Genomic DNA, 15,273 nt, shown 5'->3' with positions numbered 1-15,273 from the left:
TTGGGTCTATTATTTTGTTATAATTTTATTGTACATTTCATACATATATTCATACTAAAACGAATTAAAAGGGGATTATGATGAACGACGTTTCTTGTAAGCAAGAGATCAAACAAATTACAATCCCGACCCCGTTTGCGGTTGGGGACGTACATACCTATCTTATCATTACGGATAAAGTGACACTGGTGGATGCTGGTGTGAAAACGATGGAAGCTTGGGAAATCTTTCAGCGTGAGTTAAGTAGTCATGGACTGAAGGTTTTAGACATTGATCAAGTGGTAGTGACGCATCATCACCCAGATCACGTTGGGCTATTGGATTATTTTCCTTCTAATATTCCAGTATTCGGGCACAAGCGTGCACATCCTTGGATGACGCAGGATCACCGTTACTTTTCTACTCATGAAGCTTATTATAAAGAGATGTTTGAACGTATGGGTGTCGAGCAACGCTTTTATCCTGTCTTGAATGCTATTGATAAACCGTTACGTTTTGCTTGCCACAGGGGGCTCACTTCTTTCATTGGAGAAGGAGATCGCCTAGACGGCCTGGCAAATTGGAGGATCATAGAAACACCCGGTCATGCAAGCAGTCATCTCGTTCTATTTGATGAAAAGAGTGGAACCTTAATTGGTGGAGATTTAATCTTAGCGGATATCTCACCTAATCCATTGGTAGAGCCGCCTTATGTGGACGAAACGGAACGGAAGAAAGCCATGCTTGAATACATTCACTCTATTGAAAAAATGAGACGTTTGCCAATTCAGCGTGTGCTAGCAGGACATGGAGATATTGTTGAAAATGTCCCGGAGTTATTAGAGACACGATTGAAACAACAGGATAAGCGTGCAAATAAGGTTTTAAAGTTTCTCCAAGCTCAGCCTGCTACTGCCTATGAAATTTGTCAGTATCTTTTTAAATCTGTCTATGAAAAACAACTGCTACTGACACTTTCTGAAACGATTGGTCAGGTGGATTATCTTCTTGAAAAGGGCTTGATTATAGAAGATGCAACATCCAAGCCATATATGTATTCGGCAGGAGGGAAGTAAACGATGGCTAGTCTTCAAGGTAAATATATAGTTATAACCGGTGCTTCTGGTGGGATTGGGAAAGCACTTGCTCTTGAGGTCGCCAAGCGAGGAGCGACACCTGTACTCATGGCACGATCCTTGGATAAGCTGGAACAGGTTGCAGCCCAGATAAAGTTGAATTATCAGATAGAGGCACCTGTTTATCCTCTTGATGTACGTAAACAGACAGATATCGAGCAAACTTTCAAGCAATTATTGACCGAGATTCCTGCGGTTGATGTGTTAGTGAACAATGCTGGATACGGAAAATTTGATGAAATTGCCGACCTTTCTCTTGATGACATGAGTGGAATGTTTGAGGTGAATGTGTATGGATTGATTGCATGTACAAAGATGGTCCTACCGTCCATGCTCGAGCAAAATCAAGGTCATATCATCAATATTGCTTCACAGGCTGGCAAAATTGCCACACCAAAGTCGAGTGTGTATGCAGCAACGAAGCATGCTGTTCTCGGTTTCACTAATAGTATGCGAATGGAGCTATATGATACTAATATTTTTGTAACATCCGTTAACCCTGGTCCAATTAGAACGGAGTTTTTTGATATTGCGGATTCATCAGGTAGCTATAAGCAAAAAGTGGAAAAGTGGATGCTTGAGCCTGAATATGTTGCCAAACGGATAGCAGATGCGATGTTCACTCGTACCCGGGAAATTAATCTTCCTGGCTGGATGAACATGGCCAGCAAACTGTATCAGGTGTTTCCTGGAGTGGTGGAAAAATTAGGTGGCAAGGCTTTCCGACAAAAATAGTGTAACCTTTCTATCCTTCTTTCGTCCAATAGAGCGAGAGGTGAGAAGAAGATGAAAACAGTGAAATTTATGACATTGCTTGCTTGTTTCCTTCTTTTATTCGGTTGTGGAACAGCTGGCGGAAACGACAATAACAGCTCAGGGACCAACACGGATTCCGACGCACCAAATGAAGAACCTGCGGATGACGAGGAACAGGCAGTGGAGGACTTAACCGGGTATATCGTTTCTATTTCAAATAATGGTCAAACACGGATTTTAGTAACGGGACAGCACCCTAGTAGCAACGGTTCAGGCATTTCTGCTACGATTTACACCCTTGAAGAAAGCACGACATTGGAAAACTCGGAAGGAGAACCATTGGAAGCAGCTGATCTTTTAGTGGGAATGAAAGTGACTGTATGGAACTCAGGAATTGTAGCGGAATCCTTTCCGGCCCAGTCTGGTGCCATAAGAGTGGTGGTAGATGCAGACCAGGATGAAATGGAACAAAAGGCTATTGCCAAGGCATTGGAAGAAGTAGAAGCCGGCTATCCGTGGCACGTAGAGGAAGTGACTGAACAGAGTGAGCAATTATATAAGGTAACTTTGAAGAACCTGTTAGATGATAGCGAGCCGGTGGATATTGAGGTGGAAATGAAAGAGGGGTAATGCCTTTGTGAGACGTCTTGTGTGAATAGTGCAGGGCGTTTTTTTGTTTAGGGAGAGGGTTCTCTTAGTGAGGTTGGCTTGTCGAAGTTTGATGTAGTTTGTCGATTGGTATGTATTACCTTGAGTTTGGACAGTAAATGGGTGACTTTGGCTTGTATTCTGAAAGTTTCCGACAGTATTTACCTTAAAACGGACTGTAAATAAGTCTGCTTCGACAGTAAATGGTCTAGGACGGGTATTTCTTGTAACCTTACATATGAAATGGAGGCATATACATATGAATTTTATTTTAGAAGATGAGGATTTAGGTATCGAGGTCATTAAATCAATTAAATCCGGCGATGTTCCAGTGCTTAAACGTTTACTTCATGATCATCCCCACCTTTCGACGGCAAGAATTATCGCAAGAGGTTATCAGGATGAAAATTCTGAAGGATTCGGAGTGTCCCGCACATTGCTTCATGTGGCCACCGATTGGCCGGGTCACTTTCCGAACGGATCAACAATCGTTCGCACATTAGTGGAAGCGGGAGCAGAGGTGGATGCTAGATTTACCGGTCATCACACGGAAACTCCCCTTCATTGGGCTGCCAGCAGTAATGACGTAGAAGTTCTTCAGACGCTTCTGGATGCTGGTGCGGACATAAATGCCACAGGAGCAGTAATCGCGGAAGGCACCCCATTAGACGATGCAGTAGCATTTGGCCAGTGGAATGCAGCCCGCCTGTTAGTAGAGAATGGGGCACAAACCAAGCTCTGGAATTCAGCGGGACTGGGGATGCTGGATGAAGTGAAAGCATACTATGAAGAAAAACATATTCCTTCTTCATTTGAAACCACTCAGGCCTTCTGGTTGGCTTGCCACGGTGGTCAGTTTATGGTGGCAGAGTACCTTCTCGGCCAAGGAGCAAATCTTAATTGGATTGGTTATGACCGACTTACTCCATTGGATGCAGCTGTTCGCAAAAACACAGATGTGAGGCTAATTGAGTGGCTCCGTGAGAAGGGTGCTCACTCTGCAGGGGATATGGTGTAAGGTCTTTCTTGTTCAGGTTCTTTGGTTGAACTCTTACGGACGTACTTCTCCCACAGAGCCTGAAATCCGTACATCAATAAGGCTTTTATTAAAAATAGTCCATATAGCTGATGGCTGTTCATTTTTTTTAACTCAAATATCCCCATATTCTTAAATAATACGTATATTGGATATACAAATATGGCATCTACGACTGCATTCAATAATAAGTACAAGTAAAATCGTCCATATGTTAGACGTAATATCCACAGAGAGCCAGCAAAAAACGGTCCGATTATAAATGCAAACTCATTCACAAAATATGGCGGGATTTTTTTATAAATAGCCCACCATTTATACTTCTCGGCCACAATGCTTTCTAATGCAATTAATATAGACATAAATAATGTTCCGGGCAAAAAACGTTTAAAGTGCTTCCACCCAAGAAAAGGGAGTGTCAGAATGGAGATGAATACCATTATCCATAATACGAGTACAGGCTTTTTCTTCATGATGTCGCTCCTTTTCTAGATGAACTCTTCTTTTATCTTGTGTAACTACATCGGATTTATGAATTATTTTGTCGGGTGCGCTTACCACTTGCTCAAATATTCATACACCACATCATTGACCACATCAAACACATCTGAAGCGGGATTTTCGGCAACTACTCTGCTTACTTCCTCTGCCATTTTTTCGTACTCTCCCTCACTAAGCGGAACAGACTCAAAACCATGCTGATATTGAATAAAGCAATTTCGAATCATTTTTTTTACTAAATTTCTCTCCACGTCGTCACCTCATTTCCTTTATTATAAGGGTTTTACCCACTTAACAAGCATATGAAAAAGACATTTGTCGAAATATGTAGTGGAATTTACCATTGAAACCGAACGTATATTCGCTTATTATTGGGTGTATACTACTAATGCGAACATACTTTCTGTTTTAGTGAGGTGTGAAGGTCGTGGACATGGATTACAGCAAGATGCCAAACAACAAGATTTTATGTGTAGATATGAAAAGTTTTTATGCCAGCTGCTCTGCAGTAATGATGGGTCTTGATCCGCTCACCTGCTATTTGGCAGTGGTTGGGGATACGGAGCGACAGGGGAGCGTTGTACTTGCAGCTTCTCCCATGCTGAAAAAGGAGTTTGGAATTAAGACGGGCTCACGTCGGTTTGAAATTCCGAATGACAAACGCATTCATATTGTAAATCCCAAGATGGCAACCTACCTGCGCATTTCCACAGAAATCACACGACTTTTCAATCGATATGTCCCAAAGGACGCCATCCACACCTATAGTGTCGACGAAAGCTTCTTGCAAGTCGACGGGGTAGAGGCACTTTGGGGAGATGCAACCACGATTGCTGAAAAAATCAAAGAGGACATGGAGCGGGAATTTCAGCTTCCATGCGCCATCGGAATTGGTCCAAATATGCTCATGTCCAAACTTTGCCTGGATCTTGAAGCGAAAAAGAAAGGCATAGCTGAGTGGACCTATGACGATGTAAAAACAAAACTCTGGCCGCTTTCCCCCTTAAGTGAAATGTGGGGAATTGGATCCAGAGTACAAAAAACATTAAACCGAATGGGAATTTTCAATGTTGGACAGCTCGCTAATTACCCCCTCGAGCTGCTGGAGAAAAAATTCGGTGTGATGGGGAATCAGTTGTACCATCACGCCTGGGGGATTGATTTATCAGAGCTTGGCGCCCCCATTATTCAAGGGCAGATCAGCTTTGGAAAAAGTCAGATTTTAATGCGAGACTATACAGACCCAAAAGAAGTGAAACAAGTCATTTTGGAAATCTGTGAGGAAGTCGCCAGAAGAACACGGCATCACCGAAAAGCCGGACGTACTATTAGTCTTGGAATTGGCTACAGCCGCGATGAACTTGGCGGAGGGTTCTACCGCTCCCGAACGATGGAACGAGCAAGCAACGTCACCATGGACTTATATCGTACCTGCCTCGAACTATTTGAGGAAAATTATGAACCAAAAACCGTTCGGAAAATTGCCGTCTCGCTCTCCAATATTGTGGAGGATAGCGAAATGCAACTGAGCCTGTTTGAACTCGAACAGCCGAAAAAACGCGAACTGGGCTATGTAATGGACACCATCCGCGGAAAATACGGAACCAATGCGCTATTGCGGGCTGTGTCCTATACCAATGCCGGAACTGCGGTGCACCGAAGTAGGTTGGTTGGTGGGCATAAGGCGTAGAGAATTTGCTATAGCTAGAAACGTAAGAAAGGATGTTTATGAATGATACGAGATCGCGGAACCATTAAATGGACGTCCATGATGCTGCCGGAGCATGTCAAAATGCTGCGCGATTGGACCAAAGAGGATTTATACCAAACCAAGCCGGAGATTGATGAACAGCGGCTCGAAGAAATGAATGAGCTGTTTTGCGAAGCGATGGAAACGGGTAAAGAAGTAACCATTACCTATTATGAAAAAAGAAGATACCATCTGTTTGTAGGAGCGGTACACCATCTCGATGCCTACCATAGGCGCTTGCATGTGGTGGATAAATTCGGCGAAACAGGCTGTTTATGTGTAGATGACATTTTGGATATTTCTTGATAAAACAGGCTGTTTTCACAAATTTTGTTGCTTTCAAGAAGCTTTATACAGATAAGTGAATTGAAGCGGAAGGCACTCGACTCCGGCGGAAGGTACCGGTAGACTTGAAACCCCTGAAGCATTGTGAGGGAGGTTCAAGCACCGCCCCGCGGAAAGCGAGTGACTGCAGCGAAAAGGAACGGTAAAATTTTATAGCGAACAACATTATTTTTAGAAAACAGCCAAACAAAAACATCCTTCCCAATAAACGAGGAAGGATGATCCATTATTATTTCTTTTCAAAGTACCCAAGCGACAAGATTGCCTCAAATACTTCTTCGCCTTCATCAGAAGTAACTTCCACTTCCTGTCCTGGCTGAAGGGCAAGCGCCAAAACACCAAGCAAGCTTTTTGCATCCACTACCCAATGTTCTTTTTTAAATAAAACCGTTCCAGAATAAGAACTGATTGTATTCACTAGATTGCTTGCAGACTCGGCAAAAATAGGTTTTAAAACTGTAAGTACCATATGTATCTACCCCTTTTGTATTGTAATACTTTTAAGTATAAAGAAAATGATGGAAACAACAAGAGAAAAATATTGATATCATGGAAGAGGGAGAAAAAGGATGAGAGTGGAAGTAACGGAGAAGACCCCACAAAAACTTTTGACGAAAGCGAGCGGCTTTCTGAAAGGCTATACCCACACCCTTAACCCCTATATCGGCTGTGCCTTCGGTTGTTCTTATTGTTATGTAAGGCAAAGCCCTGTTGGTTTGTTCCGCAAACAAGAGTGGGGCACATGGGTGGATGTGAAAAAAGATGTGAAAGAAAAGCTCGCCAAAGAAATGCAGCTTTTAAGGAAAAAAGAGCAGCCCATCAGCATTTTTATGTCATCTAGTACTGATCCTTATCAACCGGTGGAACAAAAGGAAGAGGTTACCCGAACCCTTTTAGAAATAATGACAGAAGAACCTCCTGACTTTCTTTTTGTTCAAACAAGAAGCCCATTGGTGACAAGAGACATCGACCTCCTAAAGAAATTAGGAGACCGCGTAATGGTAAGCATCACGATAGAAACTGACCTAGAAGAGGTACGTAAAAGGTTTTCACCAGCAGCTCCACCCATACCGGCAAGGCTAAAAGCACTAAAAACGTTACATAAGGAAGGTATACCAGTCCAAGTAGCTATTGCACCAGCCTTGACATTTTCCGAAGAATTTGCGTTAAATCTGAAAGGGATAGTGGATAGGGTGTGTGTGGATGATTTTACAGGGGACGGAAGTGGAGGCAAGCGAACGGCCAGATTAGGTGTATATGAGAAATATGATACGGGAGAAAAGGCGAAGTGGGTGGAAGGAAATGTGCAACAGGAGGTTTTCGAGGTAATGCGAACAGTATTTCCTGAAGAACAAGTCATCCGAAGTCCGGAGGGGTTCTTTCCGCCTAAAGTATAGTGGAATTCAAAAGCTTAGGATGACAAGGACCCTAAGCTTTTGATGAAATATAAGACCGAATTTTGTCTCTTAAACCACCGTTACTTGTGAAAATTAAGTAGGTATCCGATTTCGTATGTATCACTACTCTGTCAGTATGACCTGATGGAAACCCGACACGAAGAGCATGTTTATCAGTCCTGCTTTATGTGGGATCATTTTCGACCGATATAATAGAAGAGAGAGGAACATTAATAGTACTAAACTGCCATTTAATGATTAGATCTTCCCCACTTTTGGTAATCTTAACTTCCATACCTAACACTCCAATCTATCTAGTAATTAATACGGAAGACAAGGAGGGAAGTTTCATTTTTATTCATACCCGCCATTTAAATCAGGTAGCTCCTGATACTTCTCCTTGGCTGCAACTAATTTATGTATGTAGTTCTCGAGGTTCATCAGATTTTTAGCGTCTCCATCATACTCACAAAAATTAGTATATGAAAACTCCTTCGTCTCCCCGTTCATTTGGATGTGCCAAGACGTGAATGAAGGAGGTTCTATTGCACACTGAAGCTCCCTACCAATATCCAAATCCCCCATTATGTTTATTTTTAACATTTCATTATAAATAAGCTCTTTCTCTTCGACTGTTAAAGGTATCTCAGCTTCTATGGTGCCGTCTATCACAAGATCTTTAATTATCATATCATTAAAAGTATCCACTTTTTGTTTGCCATAGGTACCGTATATAAGGCTGAATTCAAAATCACAAGGCATGACTTGAGAACTAACATCTTCATCGTAACTGCAAGCAGAAATGAAGAATAAAATTGGCAACCATATAATGTAAATGCGTTTCATTTAATAACCACCTATTCTATACAGACGATAAAATTGGAAGAAGGTTACTGTTATTCGCAGAAAAATGTAAAAATACGATACAATAGAAAAATAGTAATAAGAAAAAAAGGAGGATAACAAATGGACAGCATTATTTTTGATTTAGACGGTACATTATGGGATTCACGCGAAACAGTACTGGTTGCTTGGAATGAGATTCTGAAAAATGATGATAAGATCGAGAAAGAGTTAACAAGTGATGATTTCAAAACAACCATGGGGTTGCAAATGCATGAAATAGAAAAGATTCTCTTTCCAGATATGGAAGAAAAGTATCGTGCTCAATTGTCGAACAAATGTTGCGAAGCGGAGAGAGTGCTTCTAGAGCAAAAAGGAGGTTAGCTCTACGAACAATTAGAAGAAGTGTTAGAGAGCTTATCTCAAAAGTACAAACTTTTTATCGTGAGTAACTGCCAAGAAGGGTACATAGAAGCTTTTTATAACTATCATCAATTGGAGACGTATTTCATTGACTATGAGAATCCAGGAAGAACAGGGCTCTCAAAAGGTGAAAATATAAAATTAATCATAGAACGCAATCAACTTAAAAGCCCTGTTTATATAGGAGATACGCTAGGAGACCAACAGGCAGCGAAGGCAGCTGGCATTCCTTTTGTCTACGCTAACTATGGGTTTGGAGAAGTGGAAGAATATGATTATATCATTCATTCACTACGTGAACTTCAAACAATATTTTAGACGTAAATCATATTAAAACCTTGAGGATGTTCAGTCTTTCAAGGTTTTTTATTATGCATCAATACGTGTAGTTAAAAAATTGTTATTGACGGTTTAAAACGGGAGGTGTATAGTGAAGTTCGTAAATAGTAATCTTTACGTTTTGTAAGGTGAATTTCTGAATAGACCGGATCGGTTTGGTATTTAAATCGTAATAATACCGTTTTGTAGAAATGTGTAAGGGCTTTTCAAGGAGGGGGAGTATTGAACAAAGGGATCCTACTTGCCATTGCATCATCATTAACATTTAGCATCATGAATGTTTTTGTAAAAGCTGCGAGTGAAACCATTCCAGTGTCTGAAATAGTATTTTTTCGTAGCTTTATAGGAGCATTTCTTATTTTTTTCCTTATGAGAAAAGCAGATGTGGCGTTTTCTAAAAGCGGTGTTCCGATGCTGGTGTTACGTGGAGCACTTGGAGCACTTTATCTGTTGGCTTATTTTTTTACCATTGCTCACATTCCTCTTGGGGATGCCAGCATTCTTGCGCATTTATCGCCGTTCTTTGCCATCATACTATCCGGTTATTTTTTGAAAGAGAAAATGAACAGGAACATGTTTATGTTGTTTCCTATATTCATTGTGGGTGCAATGTTTTTGATAAACCCACTTAGTTATGATTCGTACACTGTTTATGCACTAGTCGGTGTTCTTAGCGCTTTTTTAGCGGCATGTGCAGCTACCTCGATTCGTTATTTGAGCACAAGCCATCATAGGTATGAAATTGTTTTTTATTTTCTGGCATCAGGTACACTAGTTTCTCTCCCTCTCATGTGGAATGAGTTTGTGTGGCCGACGCCTCTTGGATGGTTCTATTTACTCTGTATCGGAGTGGTGTCACTAATCGGACAGCTCGTATTAACGAGTGCTTTTACCCATGAAAATATCATGGTAGTAGAGGTAGTTCGATACATAGGAATTTTCTTTAATGTAATGTGGGGATTTGTTTTTTGGGGAGAGACATTAAGTGTTCTCTCATTAGTTGGCGGTGCATTAATCATTGGTGCATCCATTGTGCTTTCAAGACAGAAAATGCCTGAAGCTAAGATCAAACCGAGTCTTGTTAAGGCTGAATAGGTAAAAGGAGAGAAAAATATGAAATCAAAAAAGTCATTGGTATTTTCCATTTTAATCGTCATGTTATTAATCATTACAGGTTGCAGTAGTGCAAATGAAAAGACAACATCAAAAGAATCTAGTGAAAAGTCTGTAACGATGCTATTCAGTTTTGCTTCGGAAACAATGGATCCGCATCAGGATTGGATGGGAGTGCGTGCTGGAGTGGCAGAAACATTGGTTCGAATTGATGACAACCTGGATATTCAGCCTTGGCTGGCAGAAGCATGGGAGAGAAAAGATGAAAAAACCTGGACATTCAAAATTAGGGAAGGTGTCACCTTTCATGATGGGTCACCAGTGGATGGAGAAGCAGTGAAAGCTTCCTTTGAACGGGTGCTGGAAACGAATGAAGCAATTTCATCTAGTTTGAAAATCGAGTCAATGGAAGCGGACGGTCAGGAGATAACGTTCGTCAACACAGATGAATATCCGGCCTTTCTTTCAGAGTTAGTACATACAAATACCTCCATCATTAAAGCGGATGCTGAAAACATTGGGGAGCAGCCGATAGCGACTGGACCATTTAAAGTCGAAAGTTTCATCTCAGAAACGGAAGTGAACTTAGAAAGGTATGAAGATTATTGGGACGGAGCAGCCAAGTTGGAGCAAGTGAAAATCAAATTTAATTCAGATGGAAACGTTAGGGCACTCGCCCTTCAATCTGGTGAAGCAGATATTGCCTATCATCTTCCTCCCGAGTCGTTGGAGCCAATTGAAAGCAACGATAAACTAAGGGTTGAGTCGGTCCCAAGCCTTCGTGTTCATTTTTTACTCTATAACAATACTAACCCTGCATTGCAGGATGTAAATGTGAGAAAAGCAATGGACCTATTAGTGAATCGTCCAGTGGCAGTAGAGGAAATTATGGATGGTCACGCAACAGAGGCGGCTGGCCCATTTAATCCTAACTTTGCATTTGCGGGTGAAATGGAACCAACCAGTTATGACCCTGAAAAGGCGGAAGAGCTATTAACAGAGGCGGGCTATCAGAAGAACGCGGACGGAAAGATGGAAAAAGACGGAAAGGTGCTTACTCTAAAACTGGCCACGTATCCAGGAAGACCTGAGCTTCCCTTGCTTGCTCAATACCTTCAAGGGGAAGCGGCATCTGTCGGGATGAATATAGAAATTGTCACCATTGAAAACATTGATAGTTATTTATGGGAGCAACAAGATGAATGGGATATGGTGACATACTCTAACCTGACAGCTCCTCGTGGGGATGGAGGTTATTTCCTTAATGTAGCTTATCTACCAGAGGGAGCGTTAAATCCTGGCCAAATTAATATTCCGGAATTAAACAAACTAACCCAACAACTAAACACTACAGCAGATTCAGAAAAGAGAATAGAACTACAGAAAGAAGCTGTGAATATCATTCAGAAGGAGGTTCCTCATTCCTTCATCTTGCACCCGCACATTATCGTAGGGGTAAATGATAGAATCAAAGATTGGGAGCCAGGATCAGAGGAATATTATCTAATAACAAACAAGATGGATGTAAAATAAAATGATGAAGTGAAAGTATCCTAGATGCTTTCACTTTTCTTCATGCATAGAAACGGGTGGAAAAATGCGACAGGCAATTTCTATTATCGGTTCAAGGCTGTTTCAATTGATTATTATGATTTTGATTCTTTCCTTCGCAACATTTGTCCTGATGAAAATAACCCCGGGAGACCCGGTAAGGGCATTATTGAAAGTGGATGATGTTATATCCACCACTGAGGATAAGGAAAGGGTTATGAAGGAATATGGATTTGATAAACCGATTGTCATCCAATATGTTCAATGGTTAAGGAATGTAGCGCAATTGGATTTTGGAGAATCTATACTATCCAAACGACCAGTATTGGATATTATTCTAGATAAACTCCCCGCAACTTTCGCTTTGTCCATTGGAGGCTTGATAGCCCTATTTGTAATTGCTGTGCCACTTGGTGTGCTAGGGGCGGTATATGAAGGAAGGTGGCCTGATTATTTTAGCAGGTGGTTTGCCATACTCGGTGCATCTATCCCTAGCTTTTGGCTGGGGTTACTACTCATCTACTTCTTTTCATTAAAGTGGAACCTGTTGCCAGTTATGGGAAGGGGGACACTTGCACACTTTGTCCTGCCTTCTATCACACTGGGGATTGCCATGGCGCCTTTATATATAAAATTACTGAGGGAAAGACTCATTTCTACCTTGCAAAGTACATATATCGAATCAGCTTATGCTCGGGGATTGGGTAAGGGAAGAATCCTTTTAGTTCATGCATTAAGAGGTAGTCTTGTTCCGCTTGTCACTATGTTTGGGTTGAGTATTGGCAGTCTTCTCGGAGGGATCACCGTAATTGAGATACTATTCTCCTGGCCAGGTATGGGAGAAATGATTGTTCAAGCAGTGATGCAACGGGATTATCCGCTAATACAAGGATACATTATCGTGGTAGGTCTCTTAGTGGTCATGACCAATTTAATGGTTGATTTGCTCTATTTGATTATAGATCCACAGATTAGGCATGGAAAGGAGATGAGTTGATGAAAAGCATGACGATAAAATGGAAAAGTACTAGTCTTCTTGGCAATCCTAATCTAGTGATTGGTTCTATTCTTGCGACCATACTGGCTAGTGTCATTTTGTTCGGGAGTACAATAGCTCCCTACGATCCTTTCCAAATAGATATGGGTAATAGGCTAAAAGAGGCTTCATTCATTCATTGGCTTGGAACAGATCAAATGGGCAGAGATGTCCTGTCAAGAATTTTGTATGGAGCCAAGTTAACTATCGGGCTTGGCTTACTAGCGATTTTCCTTGCAATTGTAATAGGAGTTCCAATCGGCCTCATCTCCGGTTATATAGGAGGGAAAGTAGATGCCGTTTTTATGAGAATGATAGATGGAATTTTGGCATTTCCCGATTTTATTCTAGCAATAGCTATAGCCGGCATATTGGGTCCGAACCTGACCAATATTGTGCTTGCCATCATTTTAGTCAGGTGGATTATGTATGCGAGAGTGGTGCGAAGTTTGGTTATGGCAGAAAAGGAAAAAGAGTATATTCTTGTGTCTAAGATTTCTCATTCTAGTACTTGGAAAACCATTCGCATGCATCTTTTTCCTCAGGTATTGTCAGAGATCATTGCAATGGCAGCCGTTGACGTAGGAAAGGTGATACTCATGATTTCTACCTTATCTTACATAGGGCTTGGAGCACAACCACCTATTCCAGAATGGGGGGCAATGTTGAATGAAGGACGAGGATACTTTCAAGCAGTACCTTCCCTAATGCTTTATCCTGGTCTTGCCATCATGGTAACCGTCTTAACATGCAATTTATTGGGAGACGGATTAAAAGATCACTTTGACATTAGAAAGGGCAGTGATAATCAATGAGTGAACCGTTGCTTACTATTGAAGACTTAGTTGTGGAAAAACACAAAGAGTCTAAGGCAATCATCAGCAGATTAAATCTCCAGATTGCTAGAGGAGAAATGGTTGGATTGATAGGGGAAAGTGGTTGTGGGAAAAGCATGACTGCTAGAGCAATCCTGAACCTGCTACCAGGACAGATGAATGCAACAGGGAAGATTCACTATAAAAATAGAAATCTATTAGGTCTGTCGCATCAAGAATACCGTAAGCTGTTGGGGAAAGAAATTGCAATCATCTTTCAGGATTATAGAGGAAGTTTCACGCCTTTTATCCCCATAGGAAAACAAATGGTTGAGACCATACAGGTACATAATCCTCTATCAAAAAATGAAGCAAGAACTGTGGCTTTGGATGTTCTTGCAGAAATGGGACTGGAAGCGGAAAGAGTCTATAGAAGTTATCCTTTTCAATTAAGTGGAGGACAGGTGCAAAGGGCTGCAATAGCGATGTCCCTTGCGTTGAAGCCATCGTTGCTAATTTGCGATGAGGTGACGACTGCCCTTGACGTTATGAGCGGAGAAAAGGTATTGAATTACATTGAAAAAATGAGAAAAGAAACGGGGTGTGCCGTTTTGATGATCACACATGATCTTACCCAAGCATACAAGCGGACGGACAAGATATATGTGATGGAACGGGGTGAGATAGTAGAAAGTGGAACTCCTGAAGTGATTCGCTGTTATCACCAGCACCCATATACGAAAAAATTATGCGGTTGTCTATTGGCTCTACCAGGAGAAGAAAGCGAGTCGAAGCCAACTAACGAGAAGGTGATATCCATATGAGTCAATTAATCGTAGAAAAGCTCTCCATCCGTTATTCCAAAGGGGTAAAAGCTCTAGACAATGTGTCCCTCGCTGTAAACAAAGGAGAGTGTGTAGGGATAGTAGGAGAAAGCGGTAGTGGCAAGAGTACGCTTGCAAAGGTTTTATTAGGTCTTCAACCTTATAAGGATGGGCACATAACATTAAATGGGAATCAAATTATGCCCAAAAAGAAAGATGCGTTGCGGGAGTACAGGAGACAAGTCCAAATGGTGTTCCAGGATGCCAACAGTACGCTTAATCCCAAGCTTCCAATATGGAAAAGTATCATGGAACCGCTGGATAATTTTAAGGAAGTACAACCATCTTTCTTAAAAAGAGAAGAGGCAACCCGCAAAGAAATAGCAACGACACTCCTTGATATGGTCGGTCTAGACGCGCATCTCCTGGAGCGGCTCCCAGGGGAGTTGAGTGGAGGGCAAAAACAACGTGTCAGTATTGCAAGGGCACTTAGTCTAGAACCAGGCCTTCTAATTTGTGATGAACCTACCGCAAGCCTTGATGTTACCATCCAAAAGCAAATCCTTCAGTTACTAAAAGACCTTCAAGAAAAAACAGAAATGACGATACTTTTCATTTCGCATGACATAAGAGCCGTCACCTACTTATGCAACCAGATAATCGTCTTAAAAGATGGGCAAGTGGTAGATCGGTTCCCGTTGGAAGATCTCTACCACGATAATCGCCACCCATATACGAAGGCGCTGATCAAGGCTGCTTCGTTTTAAATGACAGAAAGGAA

17 protein-coding genes and 2 pseudogenes are annotated in these 15,273 nt (G+C 41.5%); 14 read left to right on the top strand and 5 right to left on the bottom strand.

The window, feature by feature from the left end:
* The first annotated feature begins 77 nt into the window (after nt 1–77).
* The 4 genes from HF078_RS14110 to HF078_RS14095 all read left to right on the top strand — a co-directional run bounded on the left by HF078_RS14110 (nt 78) and on the right by HF078_RS14095 (nt 3,537).
* Nucleotides 78–1,055, top strand: a complete 978-nt coding sequence (locus HF078_RS14110; RefSeq protein ID WP_240951761.1) for an MBL fold metallo-hydrolase — start codon at nt 78–80, stop codon at nt 1,053–1,055.
* Between the two features lie 3 nt (nt 1,056–1,058).
* A complete protein-coding gene (locus HF078_RS14105) occupies nt 1,059–1,850 on the top strand; it encodes an SDR family NAD(P)-dependent oxidoreductase (protein WP_169291734.1) in 792 nt (263 codons plus the stop codon).
* 51 nt (nt 1,851–1,901) lie between these two features.
* A complete protein-coding gene (locus HF078_RS14100; protein ID WP_169291733.1) occupies nt 1,902–2,501 on the top strand; it encodes a DUF3221 domain-containing protein in 600 nt (199 codons plus the stop codon).
* Between the two features lie 277 nt (nt 2,502–2,778).
* Nucleotides 2,779–3,537, top strand: a complete 759-nt coding sequence (locus tag HF078_RS14095) for an ankyrin repeat domain-containing protein (RefSeq protein WP_169291732.1) — start codon at nt 2,779–2,781, stop codon at nt 3,535–3,537.
* Here the strand turns inward: HF078_RS14095 and HF078_RS14090 are convergent.
* On the bottom strand, nt 3,513–4,028 hold the full coding sequence (locus HF078_RS14090; RefSeq protein ID WP_169291731.1) for a hypothetical protein: 516 nt from the start codon (nt 4,026–4,028) through the stop codon (nt 3,513–3,515). The two genes, HF078_RS14095 and HF078_RS14090, sit on opposite strands and share 25 nt — an antisense overlap.
* An 81-nt stretch (nt 4,029–4,109) precedes the next feature.
* Nucleotides 4,110–4,307: a YqzH family protein gene (locus HF078_RS14085; protein WP_169291730.1), complete on the bottom strand. Its 198-nt coding sequence runs from the start codon at nt 4,305–4,307 to the stop codon at nt 4,110–4,112.
* Nucleotides 4,308–4,489: 182 nt separating this feature from the next.
* On the opposite strand from HF078_RS14085, the gene HF078_RS14080 reads away from it, so the two are divergent.
* A complete protein-coding gene (locus HF078_RS14080) occupies nt 4,490–5,746 on the top strand; it encodes a Y-family DNA polymerase (RefSeq protein ID WP_169291915.1) in 1,257 nt (418 codons plus the stop codon).
* A 42-nt stretch (nt 5,747–5,788) separates the two neighbouring features.
* Nucleotides 5,789–6,112, top strand: a complete 324-nt coding sequence (locus HF078_RS14075) for a YolD-like family protein (protein ID WP_169291729.1) — start codon at nt 5,789–5,791, stop codon at nt 6,110–6,112.
* Between the two features lie 268 nt (nt 6,113–6,380).
* On the opposite strand, the gene HF078_RS14070 is transcribed toward HF078_RS14075, so the two are convergent.
* Nucleotides 6,381–6,620 carry an HPr family phosphocarrier protein gene (locus tag HF078_RS14070; RefSeq protein WP_169291728.1) on the bottom strand — a complete coding sequence of 80 codons (240 nt, stop codon included), beginning with the start codon at nt 6,618–6,620 and terminating at the stop codon, nt 6,381–6,383.
* 100 nt (nt 6,621–6,720) lie between these two features.
* On the opposite strand from HF078_RS14070, the gene HF078_RS14065 reads away from it, so the two are divergent.
* Nucleotides 6,721–7,548 (top strand): SPL family radical SAM protein, encoded by an 828-nt coding sequence (locus HF078_RS14065; protein WP_169291727.1) that lies wholly within the window; start codon nt 6,721–6,723, stop codon nt 7,546–7,548.
* A gap of 31 nt (nt 7,549–7,579) precedes the next feature.
* On the opposite strand, the pseudogene HF078_RS21305 reads toward HF078_RS14065, so the two are convergent.
* A pseudogene (locus HF078_RS21305) lies at nt 7,580–7,843 on the bottom strand (SunI/YnzG family protein).
* A 59-nt stretch (nt 7,844–7,902) separates the two neighbouring features.
* Nucleotides 7,903–8,394: a hypothetical protein gene (locus HF078_RS14060; RefSeq protein ID WP_169291726.1), complete on the bottom strand. Its 492-nt coding sequence runs from the start codon at nt 8,392–8,394 to the stop codon at nt 7,903–7,905.
* A gap of 120 nt (nt 8,395–8,514) precedes the next feature.
* Here HF078_RS14060 and HF078_RS14055 point away from each other — a divergent pair.
* The 7 genes and pseudogenes from HF078_RS14055 to HF078_RS14025 all read left to right on the top strand — a co-directional run bounded on the left by HF078_RS14055 (nt 8,515) and on the right by HF078_RS14025 (nt 15,259).
* Nucleotides 8,515–9,132: pseudogene (locus tag HF078_RS14055) on the top strand (HAD family hydrolase).
* Between the two features lie 243 nt (nt 9,133–9,375).
* On the top strand, nt 9,376–10,248 hold the full coding sequence (locus tag HF078_RS14050; RefSeq protein ID WP_169291725.1) for a DMT family transporter: 873 nt from the start codon (nt 9,376–9,378) through the stop codon (nt 10,246–10,248).
* Nucleotides 10,249–10,266: 18 nt separating this feature from the next.
* Nucleotides 10,267–11,799 (top strand): nickel ABC transporter substrate-binding protein, encoded by a 1,533-nt coding sequence (gene nikA / locus HF078_RS14045; protein ID WP_169291724.1) that lies wholly within the window; start codon nt 10,267–10,269, stop codon nt 11,797–11,799.
* Between the two features lie 64 nt (nt 11,800–11,863).
* Nucleotides 11,864–12,814: a nickel ABC transporter permease gene (gene nikB, locus HF078_RS14040; RefSeq protein ID WP_169291723.1), complete on the top strand. Its 951-nt coding sequence runs from the start codon at nt 11,864–11,866 to the stop codon at nt 12,812–12,814.
* Entirely contained in the window at nt 12,814–13,668 is an 855-nt protein-coding gene (gene nikC, locus HF078_RS14035; RefSeq protein ID WP_169291722.1) for a nickel transporter permease, read from the top strand. Before nikB ends, nikC begins: the two co-directional genes overlap by 1 nt.
* Nucleotides 13,665–14,492, top strand: coding sequence for an ABC transporter ATP-binding protein (locus tag HF078_RS14030; protein ID WP_169291721.1), 828 nt, complete (start codon nt 13,665–13,667; stop codon nt 14,490–14,492). Before nikC ends, HF078_RS14030 begins: the two co-directional genes overlap by 4 nt.
* Nucleotides 14,489–15,259 carry an ABC transporter ATP-binding protein gene (locus HF078_RS14025; RefSeq protein WP_169291720.1) on the top strand — a complete coding sequence of 257 codons (771 nt, stop codon included), beginning with the start codon at nt 14,489–14,491 and terminating at the stop codon, nt 15,257–15,259. Before HF078_RS14030 ends, HF078_RS14025 begins: the two co-directional genes overlap by 4 nt.
* Nucleotides 15,260–15,273: the final 14 nt, after the last annotated feature.

The organism is Bacillus sp. RO2 (assembly GCF_012911845.1).
GTDB lineage: Bacteria > Bacillota > Bacilli > Bacillales > Bacillaceae_I > Sutcliffiella_A.
The sequence above is the reverse complement of the archived record's forward strand: the minus strand, read 5'-3'. Positions and strand labels throughout refer to the sequence as shown.